This is a genomic window from Hyphomicrobium denitrificans 1NES1, assembly GCF_000230975.2.
In the GTDB taxonomy this organism is placed as follows: domain Bacteria; phylum Pseudomonadota; class Alphaproteobacteria; order Rhizobiales; family Hyphomicrobiaceae; genus Hyphomicrobium_B; species Hyphomicrobium_B denitrificans_A.
The window spans coordinates 2,258,080-2,278,932 of the sequence record NC_021172.1; the positions used below are offsets into that span (position 1 = coordinate 2,258,080).

The window sequence follows — 20,853 nt, forward strand, 5'->3', positions numbered from 1 at the left end:
CTGCGGCTGTAGTAGCAGGTGCCACCGTAATCGTAACCGTAGTCGTCTAAATAATAGTCATCGAAGTAAGGGCAACCACCCCAGTACGCGAAGTAGGTAGGGATAACCGCGACCGCAATGCATCGATCGGGCCCTACCCCGGGGCCCGAAAGTATGGCCCCGTTTTGCCGCGCGAAGGATTCATGCAAATTTCGCGGAACATCCGGGCATTCGGATAGCGTCACAGACAGCATAAGGCCGGAGAGTTCTGTCGCCTTCTGCTTGCCACGTTGCTGCGGCGAATCTGTTAAAGATGAACAAGAATAGGGGTTCGATGCTCTTTGAGCGCGCCCTGTCTCCTTGCTGCATCAAACGACGGAGCGAACCATGTCGGACCGGACACAACTCGCAATAGGCCGCAACTCCATTTCGGTTCCGCGCTTGACAAAGCGGGCGGTCGAAGCAGGTGTCGCTACGGCTCTCACCTCGTGCGTGGCGCTCGTCATTCTCGTCTTGAACAACGTGCTGACCGGCCGCGGAGGCTGGATGAACGGATTCGACGTTTGGCTTTCGTACATGCGCCAGCCAGCAATCCTGGGTACGATGATCCTGACGGCGTTGGTCACGTCGCTGTTCCTGGCTTGGCAGCGAGGCCGCGGCGCACGCTAAATTCGATCCGATCTCCGACTGCAAACGAAAAAGGCGAGGCCAATGCCTCGCCGTCGACTTTTTTGGGTTATGATCGGGCTACGATCAGCCGATCGAACTATCAGCTCTTCAGCGCTGTATTGCACTTGCTGTAATAACCGCCGCCCTTTTGAATCCATTTCATGCCGCCATTGCTGTTGGTGGCCTTATTCGCTTTGTATTGGTCGAGACAGGTGTGCATGCGTGCTTTGCCGGCGGATTCTTTTGCATATTTCGGATCGACCGATTTCGGAAATACAGCGCCGCCCGCCGTCGTCGTTGCTGGTTTGCTGTCAGACTTTGTTTCCGTCGCGGCTTCCGCTCCGGCGCATTCCGTCTTTCGGAATTCGTTCCATGATTTGCCGTTCAATGTGCCGGCTGTTTTTGCAGCTTGGTATTTTGCACTGCATTCTTTGCTCGTGAGGGCCGAGCTCGGTCCGGCAGTGACGAAAGCGACGGCTCCGAGTGCAGCTGCGGACAGGAAAATGCGAGAGATCATCTGTAGTCTCCATTAGACGGCGACCGCGCTCGGCGAGTCGGACGCGCGTTGGCGGACATGCCGTGTTATTTTACTCCTAACGGACTTTCCGGCAAAGATATAAGCTTATGTAAGGGTTGCCGAAACACGAAAGACTTGTACTTACGAAAAAGTATACGCGGTCGTTCAATATCGAGTTTCGCGGAACTCGCGGAATACAATCGAAATCCGGACAGATTCATGTTCGCGTCGACACATCCAACCGGCCTTCGGCTCTTGATTTACGTAGCCGCCGTGCTCGCCCCGCCGGGCTTTGCGGCAGCGGCTCCCGCGGTAGAAGCCACGGATGCGGCGCGCTCTGCCGTCGCCCAAATGACGCCGCACGACGTCGGCTCTCGCTATGGACAAGCACTCGGAGCTATCGAAATCTGTCCGGGTACGCAGACAACGGTCAAGGTGCCGGCCCTCAATACCCTTTATACAGGGGCCGAACTTCAGGCGTTCCAAACGCAGGCGTTCAGGATTTACAATGCCTGGATCAAGCTCAAGCAGTGCGCGATGGTCGACGATCCGAGCGAGTGCAAGGTCGTGATCGAGGAGAGTTGTGCTGCTGCGATCACCGAGATCGGGCCTTCGGGAACTGTTTTCCCTGGTTTGCTCGAAGGGCCGGGCCGTTAAGGTTGCCGACGTTCCTTCCCGGCCTCAAAAAGGTTCTTATCTCGCCCTGAAACGAAGCGGAGATCACACATTTCGAAATCGTTTGCGCCGCTCGGGGTTGCCCGCTATGGCCCCTGGCGAACATGGAGCGGAAGATGGCGGACATATCGAAATTACAGATCGGCTTGCGTGGATCGGCAAGCGCACTCGTGGTCGAGCAACGTCTCGCTCCCGCTGTCGGCAGCGGCAGCGCGCCGGTGTTTGCCAGCCCTATGCTCATTGCATTGATGGAAGCGGCGGCGGTCGATTGCATCGAGGCGCAATTGCCTGAAGGACATCAAAGCCTCGGCGTGCATCTCGATGTGACACACTCCTCGCCGACGCCGCTCGGTTTTAACGTCACGGCGACCGCAACGCTCAAATCCATCGATGGCCGCAAATTGACGTTCGACGTCATCGCAAATGACGGTATCGAACAGATCGGGTCGGGCTCTCACACCCGCGTCGTAGTTGATACGGCGCGTTTCATGGCTCGCCTAACCGCCAAATCTCTGCAACAGACCTAACAAAATTCCGGCGGCCCTTGAGGCACCGGAATCGGGAAGTATGCTTGCTGAACATTGGCGTCTGCTTCTGGAGCTTCCAACCCATGCGACCGAGTCTTTTCTCTGCCGCGGCCATCCTCTTACTCGTCGTCGGACACCCCGCCGAAGCTGCCGACTGCACGGCGAACGATTTTGCGGAGGCTGTCGACCAATCCGCAGCAAGCCTGCGCGCCTTGACGCTTGATGCTCAACCCAAAATTCAAGACCGCCTTCGCCGATATAAGGCGGCGAAGAAGCTTTCCAACGAAAACTACGAGGAGACCGCACTTGACGCGGTCAGAGATTCAACGCTCGACGATCTCGATAAGAAAAGTGCCGATCTGCTGCTGACCGTCGACTCCCTCGGCCGGGTTCCCGATGGCGCGGTGCCCGACTGCTCCAAGCTCGCGCAGGTGAAGACGGCGGCGGCGGAACTCAATAAGGTCATCAAGACAAAGTCGGATTACATGATACGGCGCCTCGACGAGAAAATTGCCGAAGCAGAGCGCCAAGGACCGACGACGAAGCCTGAGGCAGCCACACAATCTGCCGATACGGAGAAACCCGCAAAGCCAGCAACCGCACCTCCTAAACGCATTGAAACCGCCCCGCATTCGGTAAAGCCTCCTCCGGCTTCGTCAACGTGGACAGCCGATACGAAACCCGACGATGCCTACAAAAGGCCGAGCCTCGCGATGCGCGAGCAAGGCGGCAATGTCATGCCTCCGCCCATGCAGCAGGACGGGTATTCGATCGACGAGATCCGCGAGGCGACGCGTGGATTCTTCGGCACGATTTCGACCAATCTCGCGAGCGTCATCGAGCACGCCTTCAAGGAAATGGGGCGCCCAACCGCGTATGTGCTCGGGACTGAGGGTGGCGGCGCATTCTTCGCCGGCCTTCGCTTCGGAAAGGGCACGCTTTACATGCGAAACGAGCGAGACGTGCGCGAGGTCTATTGGCACGGCCCGTCCGTCGGCACCGATTTGGGCGCTTCGGGATCGCGGACCCTGTTCCTCATCTACCGTATGAGGAGTTCCGACGACCTCTACCGCAACTTCACAGGTATCGACGGATCCGCCTACTTTGTCGGCGGTGTCGGCCTGACGCTGCTCAAAGGCGGACCCGTGATCATGGCACCGATCCGGTCTGGCGTCGGCATGCGGCTCGGCGCCAACCTCGGCTACGTTCGCTTCACACCGCAGCCGACATGGAATCCATTCTGACCTCCAACGAAAAAGGCCCGGCCGATGCCGAGCCTTCCAAACCCTGACGACAGGATGGCTCAGTAGCCGCTGGCATAACCCGAGTATGCGCGTCGCCGCACCGGCCGATAGACATATTCGCCGTTCTTGCGACGATAAGCCTTCATCAGCTTGCCATCTACATAAACGTAGCCCTTGCGAGCTTTCTTGCGCGTAAAGCTTGGATCATAAGCAGAGTCATACCCGCTATCGCCCCAGAACCAGCTAGCCTGGCTGTCGGCGTATCTTGACTTGCGATCTTCATTGCGGCTGGCAATCTCGGCGCCGCCTCTCCAATTCGGGCGGCCGTGGATGCTGACACGTGTCCTGCCGAGGCCGTGCCGCTGCACGAGATTGTAAAAGGTCGCGGCATTCCCCGGTGCAAGTCGAATGCAACCGTGCGAAGCTGGACTGCCGAGGTACTTCGTGTGATAGGTCCCATGCACGGCGACGCCGCCGTTGATGAATACGGCATTTGGCATCGGCGCCATATCGTATTTGCGCGAATACCACATCTTTGCCGTCCACTGCGGACGGAAATTGCCTGTCGGCGTTGCGTACGCAGCAACACCGGACGATATAGGCCAGCTGTAGCGGGTCTCGCCGTCGACCTTGACCGTCATTTTCTGGCGCGTGAGATCGATCGAAGCCGTGAGCGTCGGCGGTAACGGCTTCGGCTTCACCGCAGGTTCAGCCGGGGCTTCCGATTTCGCCGCGCCTTGTTCCGCCGCCGGCGTAGCGGATGCGTCCATGGCGCCAACGGTCTTTTCGCTTGTTTCGACGTCCTGAGCTGCAACAGGAACGGCCGGCAAAACAGCGAATAGCAACGCTGCCAATATACGTGCACGCAACATAACTCTCTCCCTACGCAATACGCGGAGCCCGCATATCTGTATCATAAGATGAAGGAAGCGAAATCGTTCGTGATATTGGGAATATTCTAAACCAGATCCTTACGAGCGACGCGTTGCGCATGCGTCTCTTAATTCGCTTATTCCGGAATGGCTTTGCGATCACTCGATACACAAAAACCACATTCATCAGCTGGAATTCGCTATTCGTTCATAAGCCGCAAACGGGCGAGCGCATGGCGGCCCTGTTCTTCCGATAAGAATTCAGTTTCCGAACAAAAGATCAAAAATCGATTTGGGCTTGGCGTAGCGCCGCTGGCGAGAATCCCGAGATGACTGAGGGGCGCCAAACGGCGAATCCCAAGGCGCCAATCCCTGCCCGCCCTGTCCAGCATCATAACGCCTTTGTGCGCCTGCTCCGACTACAGCCACCGCAATGGGGCGGAGCTGGTATTCGTCGGTCACGCCGTCAACGCTCGCGACTTGCAGGTGATCGCCGTCCCACGTCCAGGTTGCCACGCGCGCGCCCTGCTTATTTGGCTGAATCGCGATAACCTTTGCAGCCGCAATGTCGACGATGGCCGCGAGTTCGGTATCTTCAGGACCGTTCTTGCCCGCAACACTACCGCCTGAGAAGCGCAGGATACCGTAGCTCGCGTAAGGCGGGGCCTTGACCTCCCATTCAAGAAGCTTCGGCAAACCCTCGCCGATCATTTCCAGCGGCACGCGAATCTGACCGTAGTCGTCGCTCACGGCAAAGTACGTCTTGCCGTGCAGAACGACATGCCACTTGGGAATATCGAGCGCCGGTTGCGGTTTGTCATCGCCATCATCAACCGGCGCTCCCAATCGTTTCAGAGCGTCGGCTGCGAATTGCCAGCTCGGCTTCAACTGCAGCACATGCCTCAGATCGGCGATCGCGGTATCGGCGTGGCCACTCGCCTCCGCAATCTCGCCGCGAGCCCATAGCGCCTCCGGAGAATTCGGATCGAGCTTGATCGCCGTTTCGACGTCCCTGGCGCCGATATCCGGCTGGTTGTTCTGCTTGTAGACGACAGCACGGAACGCATAGGCGACCGGAGAACGCGGATCGAGTTCAATGGCACGGTTCAAATCCGCATAAGCATCATCGGGGGCTTCCGCGAGGCTGTTGGCGAGGCCGCGGCCTTCGAATGCCGCGCTCGATTTTCCGTCGAGTTCAATTGCGTGAGAAAAGTCTTTGAGCGCAGACGCGGTATTTCCGTTCAGCAAATAAGCGTAACCGCGAACGACATAAAGTTCCGTGTTGTTCACATCAAAGGCGACGGCGCGGGACAAATCCTCGATAGCCTCATCCCGCTGGCCGATGGTCATGCGTGCCTCGGCGCGATTACGGTAGGCAGAAGCGAACCGCGCGTCGGCACTGACGGCACGCGAAAAATCGCGAATGGCGGCATGAGGTTTGTCGGTTGCCAGATATGCGAGGCCGCGGCCGGACAACGGCGGCGCGCTCGCCGGCATCAACTCTATCGATTTCGTGAAGTCGCGAATTGCAACATCCGGCTTTCCAAGCCTCATCTCGGCATTGGCGCGATTGGAATAGGCGGCTGCATACCCGGGCGCGAGCACGAGCGCACGGTCGAAATCCTTCATCGCTTCGTCAAGCTGGCCAACGGCAACAAGCAGGTTGCCGCGATTGTTGTAGGCGACGGGATACTCGGGAAACAGCTCGACGGCGCGATTGTAGTCTTCGAGTGCGAGCTTGGTTTGACCAAGGCGGGCACTGGCGACCGCGCGATCATTCAGGATCGTGGCTCGGCGGTCATTGGCGAGCCCCGTATCGCGCAGCGCTTCCGTGTAGGCCGCAACCGCCGTCGCAACGTCGCCGCGAACCATCTCGGCGGCGCCCTGCTCGGCGGCCGAAGGTTGCGGAACGCCTTCGGCGGCTATCGCTCCGCCTGCGGTGACAGCTGAAGCAACGAGTATCTGCGCGAGGCGTGTAGGCCGCAGCATTCCTGTCGTTCACCTTTCCTGCCCGGACATCAATCGATTCGCCGTAACGTCTTCTTAAAATGCCATTATGGCCCGGCAAGGAGCAATCGCGAACAGCCCGCGGCAGTCGGCCCATTTGACTATAGGTAGGGCGGGCATGACGCTGCAAGTTCTCGTTTCGGAGACCGTTCTGATGAACCTCTGGGTGAGGCTTTTGTGGCTCCTGCTGACGGCGCAACGGCGTGGGCTTCTGAGCCTGCCCCGCGAGTCGTCCATGCTGAATTTTCGCGTGTGGCCGCACGATCTCGATCTTTCGCTTCACATGAACAACGGCCGCTATCTCACGCTGATGGACCTCGGGCGTCTTGACATCATGGTCAGGTCGGGTCTCTGGCGCGAGGTGCTGCGCCATAAATGGACGCCGATTGCGAGCGCCATCACGATTCGCTTCCAGCGTGAGCTGCGTCTATTCCAGAAATTCCGGCTCGACACCAAGCTGCTCTGCTGGGACGCGAGCCTTGTTGTGATGGAGCAGATCTTCATCGTCGACGGAGGACCGCGCGACGGTCAGGTCGCTGCACGGGCTCTGTTCAAGGGCGGGCTTTACGATCGCAAGGAACGAAAATTCATCGAGATCGCGCGGCTGATGGCGCTTCTTGGCGTCTTAGAGACGAGCCCACCCGCGACCACCGAAGTCGAGGCGTTCCTGCATGCCGACGATCAGTTGAAGCAAACCGGGCGTGTTTAGTGCTGCGCCCGGCTGTGAAGATCGGCGAGAATGCGCGGCAGCATTTCGGGCAAGTCCTCGGCGATCAGACCAATGCCGAACTGGCTGGCGCATTCGCCATGCAGCCAAACCGCTGCGCACGCGGCTTCGAAAGCCGGCATGCGCTGTGCCAGAAGACCGAGGACGAAGCCAGCAAGCACGTCGCCCGATCCGGCCGTTGCGAGCCAAGGGGGAGCATTGGCGTTGATCGCCGCGCGGCCGCCCGGTTCAGCTATCACCGTGTCGGTGCCTTTGAGGATTACGATCGCACCGGATTGCTCGGCGGCGTGCCGTGCACGGTCAAGTTTCGAGCCTTCCACCGCACCGAAGAGGCGCTTGAACTCTCCGTCATGCGGCGTCATCACGACCGGGGCGGCGCGACCCTTTATAGCTGTAAACAATGCGGCGGGGCTTATTTCGCTTTGGCCGTTTCGGGCCAGGAAGCCCATTCCGGCTTCCGAACGGGCAGGATTTTTATTGCCGTCGGCAAACGATGTCAGCGCATCGGCGTCGAGCACGACGGCCGCCTGCGATTTCAATATCGAGAGCACGTCTTCGGCGGTTTCGGGGCCGACCGATGCTCCAGGGCCGATGAGCACCGCATTCCTGCGAACATCCTGGAGGAACTCAGCGAGCGCTCCGCTGCCCTGAACACTTCGGACCATGATGGCCGTGACATGCGCGGCATTGACAGCCGTCGACGCAGCGCTTCCGACCATCGTCACAAGTCCGGCACCGACGCGCAGCGCCCCACGTGCACCAAGTCGCGTCGCGCCCGTCTGTTGCGGCGGTCCCGAGACGACGATGGCATGGCCACGATCGTACTTGTGTCCCCCATCCCGCGGCCAGGGATATGACCGGAGCCAGAGAGAGGTTAGATTTTCGTGGACGGCAGGCTTCAGTGTCTGAAGCACGGACTCGGGAATACCGATCGGTACGACGATTACCTCGCCGCAAAGATCGCGCCCGGGCATCAACAGATGGCCCGGCTTCTTGCGGAAAAACGTGACAGTCTTGCACGCCCGAATAACCGGCCCGGCGCTTTCGCCCGTCGTTCCATTCAATCCGCTCGGAACATCGACGGCGATAACCGGAAGGCCGCTCGCGTTCACGGCGTCAACCAATTCGGCAGCGGCACCGTCAAGCGGGCGTGACAGTCCGGCGCCGAACAGCGCATCGATCACGACATTCATGCTCTGCAGCGCGTCCGGCGTCGCGGGGCGGATCGGCAGCGGCCAGCGGCGCGCCATCTCCGCCGCATCGCCTTTCAACGCTGCGCGCTCGCCAAGAAGAAAGAGGCGGACGTCGAAGCCTCGATCGCGCAAATGCCGGGCCGCAACGAAACCGTCGCCGCCGTTGTTACCAGGTCCGCAGAGGACGGCGATCCGAGCGCTCGGTCGGGCCAGATCGGCGGCAAGCTTCAGCGCCGCCTCGGCGACAGCGCGGCCCGCATTCTCCATCAGATCGAGGCTCGGGACGCTTCCTGCCGCGGCCAGGCGGTCGGCTTCAGCCATCTCCGAGGTCGACAAAAGCTCGTTCATGCAGCGACCTCGATCCCGATTGCACTCCTGTCTTGCCTGCGCTCCATCACTTGCCGCCTGAAATTCAAGCAGACAGCACTTTTTTTAGGCGTATAAGACGAACGTGGCTTGACCTCAGCTCTGAACAGATGAGCCAAGCTACTGATATATCTGGCATTCACTACCGATGCCGAGAATGGCACGGCCCCTGCTAGCCATTCGGCCATTGGGCAGGTGCGGGTCGCCATCAACATGCTGTCCATCATCCAAGGGGCCAAAATGAAGAAGATTGAAGCGATCATAAAGCCCTTCAAGCTCGATGAAGTAAAAGAAGCGCTACAGGAAATCGGCTTGCAAGGCATCACCGTGATCGAAGCCAAAGGGTTCGGTCGCCAGAAAGGCCATACCGAACTCTATCGCGGCGCCGAGTATGTCGTGGATTTCCTGCCCAAAGTAAAAATCGAGGTCGTGTTGAGCGACGACATGCTCGACAAGGCCGTCGAGGCCATTCAAAAGGCCGCCAAGACGGGCCGCATCGGCGACGGCAAGATCTTCATTTCGACCGTCGAGGACGCCATCCGCATCCGAACCGGCGAATCCGGCCGCGACGCGATCTGAAACCGAACGAGCAATACCCGATTTGAAGAGATCAATCGGCCAATTCGGCTCGCGCGAGCTGTAACGCATTACGAGACAGGGGAGTGTCTATGAAGAACGCAAGTGACGTCCTTAAATTCATCAAGGACAAGGAAGCCAAGTTCGTGGATTTCAGGTTCACGGACACTAAAGGCAAAATGCAGCACGTGACTGCGGACGTCAGTTGCATTGACGACAGCGTGTTCAGCGACGGCTATGCCTTCGACGGCTCGTCGATCGCAGGTTGGAAGTCGATCGAAGCGTCCGACATGACGTTGATGCCCGATCCGACCTCGGCACACGTCGACCCATTCTTCGCGCAGACGACGGTTGCGCTCTTCTGTGACGTTCTCGAGCCTTCGACGGGCCAGCCCTATGAACGCGACCCGCGCTCGATCGCCAAGAAGGCGGAGGCCTACATGATGTCGCTCGGCCTCGGCGACAAAGTCTACTTCGGCCCGGAAGCCGAGTTCTTCATCTTCGACGACGTCAGATTTTCGACCGACATGTACTCGGTCGGGTTCAAGGTCGACTCGAGCGAGCTGCCGACAAATTCGTCAGCCGATATCGAGATGGGCAACCTCGGCCACCGTCCGCGCGTCAAGGGCGGCTATTTCCCGGTTCCGCCGATCGACAGCTGCCAGGACATCCGCTCCGAGATGCTCTCTGTGATGTCGGAGATGGGCGTTGCCGTCGAAAAGCACCACCACGAAGTCGCTGCCGCCCAGCACGAACTCGGCGTCAAATTCGGCCCGATGATCACGATGGCCGACCATATGCAGATCTACAAATACGTCGTGCACAACGTGTCTCAGGCCTACGGCAAAACGGCGACGTTCATGCCGAAGCCGATATTCGGCGACAACGGATCGGGTATGCACGTCCACCAGTCGATCTGGAAGGGCGGACAGCCGATGTTCGCCGGCGACAAGTATGCCGACCTCTCGCAGATGTGCCTCTACTACATCGGCGGCATCCTGAAACACGCCAAGGCCATCAACGCCTTCACGAACCCGCTGACGAACTCCTACAAGCGTCTCGTCCCCGGTTATGAAGCGCCGGTGCTGCTCGCCTATTCGGCGCGCAATCGTTCGGCATCGTGCCGCATCCCGCACGTTTCGAACCCGAAGGCGAAGCGCATCGAAGTTCGCTTCCCGGATCCGGGTGCCAACCCCTACTTCGCATTTACCGCGATGCTGATGGCGGGCCTCGACGGCATCCAGAACAAGATCGATCCGGGTCCCGCCATGGACAAGAACCTCTACGATCTGCCGCCGGCGGAACTCGCTAAGATCCCGACCGTTGCCGCATCGCTGCGCGAAGCACTCGACAGCCTCGATAAGGATCGCGATTTCCTCAAGGCGGGCGGCGTCATGAACGACGACATGATCGACGCGTACATCGCGCTGCGTATGGAAGAGAACATGCGCTACGAGATGACGCCACATCCGGTCGAGTACGACATGTACTATTCGGTCTGAGGCGACCAACGGTCAGGCACTACTTCAAGGGCGGTCGCAGTGGCCGCCCTTTTTTCATTGGCGCAGGAGCATCAGTAGTAGAGCAGCACGCCGGCGCAGATCGCAATCAGGGCGTAATAGAAAAACTGGCGCTCGCGGACGAGAAACCAGGTCACAACGCGGCGCGGAATATCTGCCCAGTTGTAACGACCGAGCGAGCCGAGCATCAGGCCAAAAACCAGCCCCAGCATCACCGAATTGAATTGCAGGCCCTCTGTCAGGTTTTTCACGCTATCGGGAGCGTGACCCGAAACCCAGGGCAATACGGCGATGAGGACCGCGGCCGTCATCGCGCCGAAGGCCAGCACCGAGAAAAACGACAGGACCGCTCGCATCATGACACATACCTTGCGTCGGGTTGAGCCGATGCGCGACATCGGCGCCGTTTCGACCTTCGCAAGCTAACGCGCTGGCGCAAACAATCTGTTAACCACGTCCGGCCTGACACCGTTCGCGCTTTTCCAGGACGATGACAGCTATGGTGCAGATGACCATCAGACCGGTCATGATCGCGACGAACCCGATCACAGGCGATATGGTCATCGCGACGCCTGCAGCGAACGGACCGATGATCGAGCCAGCCTGATACATGACAAGAAAGGCAGCGTTGGCGGCAGCAAGGTCCGCGGGGCGAATGCGCTCACCGATGACCGCAAGACCGAGCGTGTAGAAACCCAGGATGACGCCGCCAAGGAGAAACGCGAGAACACTTGCGGCGCTCGGGACTGTCAGTGCAACCGGCATCATCATCACAAGAGCGATGAAGGCCACGGCGACGGCGATCGTCAGGGCAAATCGCGAGACCTTGTCGGAGAGCCAGCCAATCGGGAATTGAAGCATAATTCCGCCGGCCGTCATCGTGCTCAAGAGGTTCAGCGCTTCGTCCTGCGAAAGCCCTGCGGAAAGCGCGACATTCGGAATGAGCGACAGATTGCTGATTTCGGCGAACCCTCCGATGAAGGCTGCCGCCATCGCGGCGGGCGCGAGCCCGAAGGTCGATGCCAGATCGCGCGATCCATCATGGCAGAACTCAGGGGCGAGTTGGCGCGCAAGCAAGATCGGCAGGCTCGCCACCGCCGACCCAACTGTCCCCACGATAAACGGCCATGGCCCAACCAATCCAAGAGTCTGGAGGACGAACGGCCCGATGGCGAAGCCCGAGAAGAACACGATCGCATAGACGGCGATGACGCGACCGCGCGTCGCCTCCTTGGAAACCGAATTGATCCATGTCTCTCCCGCAAGCCACGGGAGCGCAAAGCCGACGCTCATCAGCAATCGGATAACCAACCAAGCCCAGGGCGACTGAAATGCGTAGAGCGCCATAAATCCGGCTGCGCCCACGAGGCATCCAAATGCGATGGCGGTGACCGGGCCGAGCCTCGTGACGACGCGCGGCAATATCGGAAGCACCAGCAGCACGGCGATCGCCGGGACCGAACCTGCGAGTCCGATCATCCATTTGGGCTGGCTCCAGGCTTCGAATGTCAGCGCCGTCAACGGGAAACCGATGCCGAATGAAAGGCCGACGCCAAACGCCGTTGCAGTGACTGCTGCAAGGCTCAGGAGACGCTGGCGGGATGTCAGGCCAAGCTCGTTGGTGAGTGTCATCCGCTTCCCTTAGCGGTCCAGAAGCGAACTGTCTCTATTGCCAAAGGTCACCATGGGTGTCGTGCGACCGCTATGACAACCGGCGCGCGTCCTCGATCGCTGCGGACAGGGCATTAGCAAAGAAGGATAAGTCTTTCTCGCGGCCGCACGAAACCCGAATGCAATGATCGATGCCCTTGGCGACCGGTTTACGAACGAAAACGTCGCGTTCGAGGAGCCCCTTCAGCACGCCCTCGGCGAAGGCGCCGTCGCGGCCACAGTCGATTGCGACGAAGTTTGCACCGGATGGGAGCGAGGAAAGGCCGTGTTCCGATGCAATAGCAGCGATGTGATCGCGCGCGGAAGCAATCGAGCCGACGGCGTTACGCAGATATTCCTGGTCGAGGAGCGCGGCCAGCGCGCCGATTTGCCCGACGCGGTTGATGCCATAATGATTGCGGACCTTGTCGAAGGCTTCGATCACGCTTTTTTCACCGATGGCGTAGCCGATGCGGGCACCAGCCAGCCCGTATGCCTTCGAAAACGTCCGATAGTGCACGACCTGCGGATTCGCAACGTCGATCGGCGGCGCTGTTCCCGGCGGCGCGGTGTCGACGTAGGCTTCGTCTAGGATCAAAAGAGTTTCGGACGGGAGCGCGCCGATGAAACTCTTCAGATCATCTGCCGACCACCAGCTCCCTATCGGATTGTTCGGGTTGGAGACGTAAAGCAGGCGGGCCGACTTGGCCTTCGCAGCTTCGATGAGGCGCGGAACGTCCTCGCGCATATCCTGCATCGGGATGAGATTGAGCGTCCCGCCGTGAGCACGGACATGGAAATTGAATGTCGGGTAAGCGCCGTCGGTCGTCACGACATGTGCGCCCGGCGTCAAAAACAGCGTGCACGTTAAACCGAGCAGCCCGTCAATGCCTTCACCGACCACTACGTTCTCGATTGCAATGCCGTGATGCGCCGCAATTGCCGCGCGCAGCTCGAAATTCTCGGGGTCGGAATACTTCCAGTTTTCGCCGGATGCCTCGCGCATCGCCGCGACAGCTTTCGGAGATGGCCCGAAGACGCTCTCGTTGGCGCCGAGCCGGGCGACAAAGGGCCGTCCGCGGGCGCGCTCCAGCGCCTCGGGCCCGACAAAGGGCACAAGCTTCGGTAGCGACGCGATGGTTGGCGTGAAAGGCGGGCGAGCCATTGCTTCTATGCTGGTTGATTTCAGAGGAGGCCGAGATCGGCGAGCTTCTTTCGCATCTCGGCCGGCATGACCGCAACCTGGTCTCGTTTTCCGATTTTGAGGTCCGGCGGCGCATCGTCCCCATCGAGATAGCGCCAGCCCTGGAACGCACGACGCGGTGTCGGGCGGACCGGAATGAGCGGCGGCGCCAGCACGAGGTGACAGCATGGGGTGCCGTCCTCCCGCGTGCCGTCATCGAGACTGACGAGCTTCTGGCGGACGAGGATGGTTCCGCGGATCACCCAGTAGAGCGAGCCGCCGTCGAGCAACTCGTCGCGCCTTTTCGGGAACTGATACGTCGGATGATAGACGCAGGCTTTGCCATCGCGCGTCTTGCACTGACGATTCTCCCGCTGCCATGCCGCGAGGTCTTCAATCGAGGTGGCGCCAACGCAGAGCTTGACGAGATGCAGGGTCATGCCAGTAGTTGTGCTCCCGCGATGGTCAAAGGGCAACTCGCCCATCCACAAGCTTATCAGGGCTTCGGCCCGTGCTTAGGGTTTGGCTGTGCACGTTCCAGCATATTGGGCGAACATCGGCTGACCGAAGAGCCCAAAATGCCGCGAATGAACGGCCGGATACGTCCCCGTCGCCGAATCGCGGTCATAGATGGTGGTGAGATTCAGGAAGCCTTCGTTCACGACTTCCAGGAACGTGTTTGCGTTCAGCGCGCGCACAATCTTGAGCGTGTTGGCGGATTTGCCATCGAGGATGAGCGTTGCCGATTGCTTGTCGAGATCGATGTTACCGATTTCGAAGGCAAGGTCCTTCGGCGGCTCCGACCGGAATTTCCCCGCTTCGTACGTCCAGGAATATCCGGCGTTGAAATCGCAGGCAAAATGGGTCGGTCCACGCTCGTCAGCCCGCGACGTCGGGCCCGCCGCACCGACGACCAGCGCCAGCAGCGCCATGCGCACAATCGACATGGAGCGTTTCCCTCCGAAACGGGCGGCAGGACTGAGCCGCAGCTACTGCTCAAGATGCTCCTATTGAAATCGAGGCGTGCAAGCAAGGCAAGTCTGGCAGCACGAAAGCGGCAATGCGTTGGCGTACGCCAAGTTTGCCATTAGCCCGCCCCGGAATCATGTTGAGATCGCTTTCAAGCGCTTATTGGAGGGCGAATGCGTTTTCTCACTTCACTCAGCCTGATTGCCGTTGCCCTTCCTCTGACTCTGGCGGCGGGGACTGGTAGCTCGTCGATCATTGCCAGCGCCTATGCAAAAAGCTCGCGACACGACACCGGACACGGCGTGGGCTATCAAGCTCCGGTCGACGACAAAAAACTCAACTGCAAGCAGCTTTCCGGACGGGTCCAGGTTCTGATCCTGCAACTCCGTGGATACGGCGACCGGAAACAGGCGTCGGGCCTGTCGCGTGGCCTGCAGTCGGCTTTCTCCGCAACGGTCGGAACGACGGCCACCGGTGCCGATCCGGCAGGCCAGCATGCGGCGGATCTCCAGAGGCTCCAGGATTATAATCAGCGCCTCGTCGCGTCGGGTTGCAACAGCTACGACCTGGACTATGAGCTCAAGCAAAGCGATCCGCTGGTTTCGCCGGCCGCACGGATACCGCCGCCCAGGAAAGCCAAGGTACCATCCGCTGCGCCTCAAAAGAAGCAACCCTGACCCGAACGGGCACGCAATCCGGGGGGTCCCTATGGCCAGAGATCTGGTCGCCAGCCTTGGCTGGCGTTCGCTGCATTTGGCTGTAGATTACCTGGATGACCGAACAGAACGCCGACGAGGCTTTAACAGAGCGTGCAAACAGTTTTCCTTGGCCACCCGTCCTCCTGATCGTCTTGATCGCTGCGGCGGCGCTCGCAGCGCGCATGTGGCCACTTCCATGGCCGGGACTCAATGACAGCCCCGCACATTGGATCGGCCTCGGTTTCGGCCTTGCCGGAGTTGGTCTGATCGTCTGGGCCATCAGAACGCTTACTAAGAGCGGCACGACATATCTTCCTGCCGGAACCGCCAGCGTGCTCGTCACCACCGGACCTTTCGTCCGTTTCCGAAACCCGATTTATCTCGGCGATGTGCTGGTACTGCTTGGAACCGCCGAAATCACCAAATCGATCTGGTTCGTCGTCGCGGCACTGATCTTCGGGGTTCTGGTCACGATCCTGCAGATCCTGCCGGAGGAACGTCATCTCGAACGCCAATTCGGAGACGCGTACCTCGATTACAAAGCGCGGACACGGCGCTGGATTTAATGCAGACTCCCGATGAGCACCGACTATGCAGAAATGGAGCGGGACTTCGTCGCAAGCCTCAAAGAGGATACCGGCCGGGATCTGGCCGGCTGGATGGTTGCGATCAAGGAATGCGGTCATAGCGATCGCAATGCCATTATCGACTGGCTACGACATCAAGGATTTCAATTCTCCTGGGCTTCCTGGCTCGAGCGCATCCATCACAACGGCGGGCGGCTGATCTATGCCGACGACATCGGCAATGTTCCGCCGTCGGCACGTCTGAGGCCGCCGGATGTAACGGCGCACGATCCGCATCCCTTCCAAAACGTCCAGGGAGCGTCGCCGCCATCGATCGTGACGAAACCGGCGCCGCCTCGCCGCGACATCGAGCGATTGCTCGCCGATGCCAAGGGCTTACGCCCGCTTGCCGATCTCGTGCTGCGCGAAGTCGGTCGCACCGTTCCCGACGTCGCATTCCATGCCAAGGGCTCCTTTATCGCCATCGGAGCACCGCAGACATTCGCCGCGCTCCTGCCCTCGCCCAAGGCGCTCCGCCTCTACGCGAATTTCGGGACGGCCGGCGTCCACCGCGCGGAGCCTGCCGACGCGGTTAACAAATCTGCTTCAACATTTCCCGACGTTCTCGTTCTCGACGATGCGCGAAGCATCGACGAGGATTTTCTGAGATTGATCCGGATTGCCGCGCGGCTGTAGCTTTGCGGCGTTTCAATGCATTCTGATTTGTTGCATCAGCGATGCTGGCGTGCACCATTGATTCGCCAGAATTTTCAGCACCAGTAAAGCCGACGGAGGCGTCCATGTCGGTTCCGCGACGGCCCGCGACGGCCCTGTGTTTCGCGCTTATTGCAATCTTGAGCGTTCCGACCGGCGCCGCCGCGCAGGCGGCCAAGCGCGACGCCATTGCCGATTGGCTGAAAGCCCGCGAAACAAGCACGCCGTCGCCGATCGATCCGGCGGCCAAGGGCACTGCTCTAAGCCCGGAAGCCGCCGCGGCCAAAGCTGCAGCGCAAGACCCGCGCGACGGTGATCCGCAATACGAGCAAGCCAAGGCACTGATGGCGGCGGTCGATGCAGTGCTCAAGGACGCCGCCGATACGCGTGCTGGCGCGAGCAAGCTCCCGAGCCGCGACGACTACATCATTCCGCCGTTCTGGAAAGAGACCCGCGAAGACCGCAACGCCAAGGTTCGCGACCTTCTCAATGCGGCGCTCGGCATCGTAACGAACGCGCCGGTCGTCGACGTCCAGAAGAAGCTCGATGTGCTGCACCACAACATCCGCGACATCGAAGACCAGAACGTCAAGCTGAAGGAAAAGCAGCTTGTCGCGCCGAAGGAGGCGAACTTCCCCGGTATCCTTACGGATACGGTCGATTCGATCGAAGCGCAGATCGAAGAAAACAACAAACGCATCGCCGCGAACCGCGACGAGATCAAAAAGGAAAAAGGGGAGATCGCAGCGGCGCTCAAAGCAGCTGGTGTCGAACTCCAGCCCGAACAGGTCGATCTGCTGCTCGACAGCGTGCTCTCAGGCGACCTTATCCGGCTCGTCGCGGTGTTTAACGCCGCCAAGATGATCGACGGGCAACTCGCGAAGCTCATCGGCTCGACCGGCGACAACATGGGTGCGGCACGCCGCTATTTCGCGATGCATGCGGCTCTGTTCGCCATGCTCGTGCAGGCCCAGGATGCAACGATCGCCAAGATCGATACGCAGTATCTGCCGAAGCTCGAAGCCATCATCGCAGACATCGCGGCTGCGCGACGTCGGACGGCCGACCTCTTGAAAGCCGAGAATCGTCCGGATCAGCAACGGGCACTCGAATCGAATCGCGACAGCCAGAAAATTGCCGATGACGCCGCGCAAAGCTACCGGCGCTATCTGCAGCAACAACGCGAACAGATCGCAAAAGCGCGGCTCAAGGCGTCGTACGACCTGAAAATCGCCGACAATACTTACGAAACGGTCGAAGCCAGCGTTCAGCTTCGCGACCTGATGCGTGAAAGCTCCGCATCGTTCGAGGCTATTCAAAAGCTCGAATCACCAAGCCTCGAGCAGATCTTCAAAAGCGACGAGTTGCGCAAGGAATTCGAGGATCTGACCCGCAAGCTCGATGCGCCAGCGAGTTGAAGCGGTATCAACACCCGCCCGGTCGTTGGGCTTCTGTTTGCGGCGCGCATCGACTATGTTCGTGGCGAGAACTAGTGCGATAGTTCCGAAAGCGGGCACTTCGATGATGGCATTTCACGGACGCATTCCAGAGAGCGCTGCGGCGACGAAGACGTTTGACGCGCTTCGGATCGAGGGTCGCGTTCTGACGACCCCATCGCGCACCATCCCTATCGCGAACATCTCGACCATCACCGTCGGCACCCATGTCCCGCCGAAGCCTGTCATCCTCTATTGGGGTCTCGCGGTACTTTTTCTGGTGATGACTTTCGGATCAATGCGGCCGGATCTGTCGTTCGGCCCCCTGGCACCAACGGGAGCCAGCGTCGTCCTCGGTTTCATTACGCTCGCCTTTGCGGGTCTCGCGTTAAGGCCGCAAGACAAGACGCCGTACCTGCTGATCTCGTCGAACGATGGCGTGCTGTCGCGCTTCACCGCTCCCGACAGAGCGATCCTCAATGAAGTTCGCGGCATTCTGACCGAGAAGATCAATCGGGGAGATGACTCGTTGGTTTTCTCGATTAATTTTGAAAACGGGCAGATCGAGAACCTCGCAACGGGCATGACCAGCCTTCCCTCACAACGCAGCTCCAACGGGGCTTCGCACGCACAGGCCGCTGTAGCCGCACCTGCCGAGCGGATTTCGACACAGAATGGCGTTCCACGTACGCGGCCGCCGGTTCCCGATACGCCTCGCGGCGCACCGCGACAGATCCGGACGCAGCCAGCCCTGCCCTCGCCTGTTAACGGGGCCTCGCCGACAGCCAGCACATTCGTCGACTACAGCACGGTGCTCTCCGCAATCGTTGAAATGCACCGCTTCTATGCGCGTCAGCCAAACACGCAGCATCTCGAACAACGGCTCTCCGAACTCGAATTGTTGATGCGCGCGGGAACGCCAACGCCCACGCAAAAGGCGCGCTTGCGAGAGCTTTCGAACGACATGTCGCAAATTCTGCAAGCCTACCCGCAGGCAGTCGAACTCTTCGACCATATCGGTAGCCTGCTTCCTGGTGGGCCGCACTAGCGCCCTCGACATTCGGAGCGACCGCGGGTGCAGGCTGTCGCGTCCTCTTGGCTCATTATCCTGCGGCGTATCTGACGCACCTGTCACACGTCGCGGCTATTGGGTCACAGGGCAGGGCGGGATAGCGGCGAAAGTGCCTTGCGTTTGTTGAACGTTCATATTCGCCCCCCTACAAGTCCCCGGTTCAGACGGGAAACAAGTAGGAACACATGCGGCAAGCTTCCCTGCACGTCCTGGCCGTTGCGGCGCTGCTATCTGTGGCGGCCATTCCCCCACTTTACGCCGAGATAGAACCAGGCGGCGCGGTCAAGGCCGATACCTGCGCGGATGATGGGAAGACGCTCGGCGTGTCGCGAACTGTCGAAGTCGACACGAATGGTGGCGCCAACATCGGCGGCGACCGGAAGAACGCCACGCACTTTCTGAATGACGGCGAAGTCGTGCTGACGTTCGACGATGGTCCGGCGAAAGCCAGTACGAGAGCCATTCTGAAGGCGCTTGCCGATCAGTGCACGAAGGCAACGTTCTTCATGGTCGGACAGATGGCGCTCTCGGACCCTGCAATGGTTCGCGAGGTTGCCGCGGGCGGAAATACGATCGGAACCCATACCTGGTCGCACAAGAACATGCGTTTCGCCAATGCCAAAGCTCTCGACCAGCAGATCGAAAGCGCCATTTCGACGGTATCGAAAGCAAACGGAGCACCGATCGCACCTCTCTTTCGCTTCCCCTATCTCAGTTCCAGCCGTCAGGCCGATGCTTATCTTGAGAGCCGGAATATCGGTGCCGTCTGGGTCGACGTCGACTCGAAGGACTACCTGACGCGCGATCCCGAAGTCGTCAAAAAGCGCATCCTCGCGCAACTCGCGACGACCAAGAAGGGCATTATCCTGATGCACGACATCCACGCCTGGACCGCCACGATGCTGCCGGGCTTACTTGCCGAACTTCACGACAAAGGTTTCAAGGTCGTGCACATGGTCGCGAAAGCGCCGGTCGAGACTATCGCATCCTACGATGCCGCAGCAGAGAAGGCGATCGCAGCCAAGACCGCCGCCAAGGCCGCCGATCCGATGGCACAGCGTTCGCTCGTGTGGACGATGACGCCGCCACCTTCGGCAAAGCACAAGGTGTGGAAGCACGTCAAAAAGGTTCAGGCCAAGCCGTCGATTGTCGAAGGAACACCCACGACGTCGCCCGCTCCGTCTGCAGACCGGAATTCCGGCAAAACGAAAGACGAAAATCAGCTCTGGCAGTTCAACCTTTTCAACTGAGGGTCAGCATCGGCGAACTGAGCGGTCGCGCGCCATCATCGTAACGGCGATTTGTTGCGCGGGGATATTCGCCATCGAGCGGCCAACTCGCGTGACGGGTACCAACAATCGTGGCTTCCCACACTCTCATAAAGGCGCGCGAATGGCTGCGCGAAAGCGCTCAAACCGCCCTTAGAGGGACTGATGAGACCTGGAAGGCGGGGGGCTTCCGGGATGACCAATGGCCTGGCGAGCCATTTGGTGCGGTTGAAAGGACTCGAACCTTCACGCCGTTTCCAGCGCTACCACCTCAAGGTAGTGCGTCTACCAATTCCGCCACAACCGCATGCCGGACCCTTGGACCCGGCTATCGCAAAGATCGGAGCCACCGAAGCGGTTCCATCCGCGAAGACGCCGACGTAACAGAGCGATCTGGCGAACGCAAGCGCCAGATTGGCTTTACA

At 59.8% G+C, this 20,853-nt stretch carries 22 protein-coding genes and 1 tRNA gene; 13 read left to right on the forward strand and 10 right to left on the reverse strand.

What is annotated here, in order from left to right; translation table 11 throughout:
- Positions 1 to 366: 366 nt before the first annotated feature.
- On the forward strand, positions 367 to 648 hold the full coding sequence (locus HYPDE_RS10805) for a hypothetical protein (protein WP_041320362.1): 282 nt from the start codon (positions 367 to 369) through the stop codon (positions 646 to 648).
- A 100-nt stretch (positions 649 to 748) separates the two neighbouring features.
- Here HYPDE_RS10805 and HYPDE_RS10810 read toward each other — a convergent pair whose 3' ends face one another.
- Positions 749 to 1,165 carry a hypothetical protein gene (locus HYPDE_RS10810; protein WP_015598493.1) on the reverse strand — a complete coding sequence of 139 codons (417 nt, stop codon included), beginning with the start codon at positions 1,163 to 1,165 and terminating at the stop codon, positions 749 to 751.
- 219 nt (positions 1,166 to 1,384) lie between these two features.
- On the opposite strand from HYPDE_RS10810, the gene HYPDE_RS10815 reads away from it, so the two are divergent.
- The 3 genes from HYPDE_RS10815 to HYPDE_RS10825 all read left to right on the forward strand — a co-directional run bounded on the left by HYPDE_RS10815 (position 1,385) and on the right by HYPDE_RS10825 (position 3,611).
- Complete coding sequence (locus tag HYPDE_RS10815) at positions 1,385 to 1,822, forward strand: hypothetical protein (RefSeq protein ID WP_015598494.1); 438 nt, start codon at positions 1,385 to 1,387, stop codon at positions 1,820 to 1,822.
- 134 nt (positions 1,823 to 1,956) lie between these two features.
- Entirely contained in the window at positions 1,957 to 2,367 is a 411-nt protein-coding gene (locus HYPDE_RS10820; protein ID WP_041321155.1) for a thioesterase family protein, read from the forward strand.
- 83 nt (positions 2,368 to 2,450) lie between these two features.
- Positions 2,451 to 3,611, forward strand: coding sequence for an EipA family protein (locus HYPDE_RS10825; protein ID WP_015598496.1), 1,161 nt, complete (start codon positions 2,451 to 2,453; stop codon positions 3,609 to 3,611).
- 59 nt (positions 3,612 to 3,670) lie between these two features.
- On the opposite strand, the gene HYPDE_RS10830 is transcribed toward HYPDE_RS10825, so the two are convergent.
- Positions 3,671 to 4,483, reverse strand: a complete 813-nt coding sequence (locus tag HYPDE_RS10830; protein WP_015598497.1) for a L,D-transpeptidase — start codon at positions 4,481 to 4,483, stop codon at positions 3,671 to 3,673.
- A 261-nt stretch (positions 4,484 to 4,744) separates the two neighbouring features.
- Entirely contained in the window at positions 4,745 to 6,472 is a 1,728-nt protein-coding gene (locus HYPDE_RS10835) for a tetratricopeptide repeat protein (RefSeq protein ID WP_015598498.1), read from the reverse strand.
- 136 nt (positions 6,473 to 6,608) lie between these two features.
- Between HYPDE_RS10835 and HYPDE_RS10840 the strand changes: the two genes are divergently transcribed.
- On the forward strand, positions 6,609 to 7,199 hold the full coding sequence (locus tag HYPDE_RS10840) for a thioesterase family protein (RefSeq protein ID WP_015598499.1): 591 nt from the start codon (positions 6,609 to 6,611) through the stop codon (positions 7,197 to 7,199).
- Here HYPDE_RS10840 and HYPDE_RS10845 read toward each other — a convergent pair.
- Complete coding sequence (locus HYPDE_RS10845; protein WP_015598500.1) at positions 7,196 to 8,758, reverse strand: NAD(P)H-hydrate dehydratase; 1,563 nt, start codon at positions 8,756 to 8,758, stop codon at positions 7,196 to 7,198. The two genes, HYPDE_RS10840 and HYPDE_RS10845, sit on opposite strands and share 4 nt — an antisense overlap.
- A gap of 258 nt (positions 8,759 to 9,016) precedes the next feature.
- Between HYPDE_RS10845 and HYPDE_RS10850 the strand changes: the two genes are divergently transcribed.
- On the forward strand, positions 9,017 to 9,355 hold the full coding sequence (locus HYPDE_RS10850) for a P-II family nitrogen regulator (protein ID WP_015598502.1): 339 nt from the start codon (positions 9,017 to 9,019) through the stop codon (positions 9,353 to 9,355).
- 89 nt (positions 9,356 to 9,444) lie between these two features.
- A complete protein-coding gene (glnA, locus tag HYPDE_RS10855; protein WP_015598503.1) occupies positions 9,445 to 10,854 on the forward strand; it encodes a type I glutamate--ammonia ligase in 1,410 nt (469 codons plus the stop codon).
- Positions 10,855 to 10,925: 71 nt separating this feature from the next.
- Here the strand turns inward: glnA and HYPDE_RS10860 are convergent, their stop codons facing one another.
- From HYPDE_RS10860 to HYPDE_RS10880, 5 genes are all read right to left on the reverse strand, one after another.
- Positions 10,926 to 11,270: a hypothetical protein gene (locus HYPDE_RS10860; RefSeq protein WP_015598504.1), complete on the reverse strand. Its 345-nt coding sequence runs from the start codon at positions 11,268 to 11,270 to the stop codon at positions 10,926 to 10,928.
- A gap of 49 nt (positions 11,271 to 11,319) precedes the next feature.
- On the reverse strand, positions 11,320 to 12,504 hold the full coding sequence (locus HYPDE_RS10865) for an MFS transporter (protein WP_015598505.1): 1,185 nt from the start codon (positions 12,502 to 12,504) through the stop codon (positions 11,320 to 11,322).
- Between the two features lie 70 nt (positions 12,505 to 12,574).
- The gene (locus HYPDE_RS10870) at positions 12,575 to 13,687 is read right to left on the reverse strand and encodes a pyridoxal phosphate-dependent aminotransferase (protein WP_015598506.1); all 1,113 of its coding nucleotides are present in this window, start codon (positions 13,685 to 13,687) and stop codon (positions 12,575 to 12,577) included.
- A gap of 20 nt (positions 13,688 to 13,707) precedes the next feature.
- Positions 13,708 to 14,145 carry a DUF1489 family protein gene (locus HYPDE_RS10875; protein WP_015598507.1) on the reverse strand — a complete coding sequence of 146 codons (438 nt, stop codon included), beginning with the start codon at positions 14,143 to 14,145 and terminating at the stop codon, positions 13,708 to 13,710.
- 75 nt (positions 14,146 to 14,220) lie between these two features.
- Entirely contained in the window at positions 14,221 to 14,652 is a 432-nt protein-coding gene (locus HYPDE_RS10880; protein ID WP_015598508.1) for a hypothetical protein, read from the reverse strand.
- 195 nt (positions 14,653 to 14,847) lie between these two features.
- Between HYPDE_RS10880 and HYPDE_RS10885 the strand changes: the two genes are divergently transcribed.
- The 6 genes from HYPDE_RS10885 (at position 14,848) to HYPDE_RS10910 (ending at position 20,410) form a co-directional block, all read left to right on the forward strand.
- Positions 14,848 to 15,351, forward strand: a complete 504-nt coding sequence (locus HYPDE_RS10885; RefSeq protein WP_015598509.1) for a hypothetical protein — start codon at positions 14,848 to 14,850, stop codon at positions 15,349 to 15,351.
- Between the two features lie 95 nt (positions 15,352 to 15,446).
- The gene (locus HYPDE_RS10890) at positions 15,447 to 15,938 is read left to right on the forward strand and encodes a methyltransferase family protein (RefSeq protein ID WP_015598510.1); all 492 of its coding nucleotides are present in this window, start codon (positions 15,447 to 15,449) and stop codon (positions 15,936 to 15,938) included.
- Between the two features lie 12 nt (positions 15,939 to 15,950).
- Entirely contained in the window at positions 15,951 to 16,634 is a 684-nt protein-coding gene (locus HYPDE_RS10895; RefSeq protein ID WP_015598511.1) for a hypothetical protein, read from the forward strand.
- Between the two features lie 104 nt (positions 16,635 to 16,738).
- On the forward strand, positions 16,739 to 18,070 hold the full coding sequence (locus HYPDE_RS10900; protein WP_015598512.1) for a hypothetical protein: 1,332 nt from the start codon (positions 16,739 to 16,741) through the stop codon (positions 18,068 to 18,070).
- Positions 18,071 to 18,173: 103 nt separating this feature from the next.
- Entirely contained in the window at positions 18,174 to 19,136 is a 963-nt protein-coding gene (locus tag HYPDE_RS10905; protein WP_244437605.1) for a DUF6232 family protein, read from the forward strand.
- 209 nt (positions 19,137 to 19,345) lie between these two features.
- Positions 19,346 to 20,410: a polysaccharide deacetylase family protein gene (locus HYPDE_RS10910; RefSeq protein WP_015598515.1), complete on the forward strand. Its 1,065-nt coding sequence runs from the start codon at positions 19,346 to 19,348 to the stop codon at positions 20,408 to 20,410.
- A gap of 238 nt (positions 20,411 to 20,648) precedes the next feature.
- Here HYPDE_RS10910 and HYPDE_RS10915 read toward each other — a convergent pair.
- Positions 20,649 to 20,735: transfer RNA gene (locus HYPDE_RS10915), tRNA-Leu, on the reverse strand.
- Positions 20,736 to 20,853: the final 118 nt, after the last annotated feature.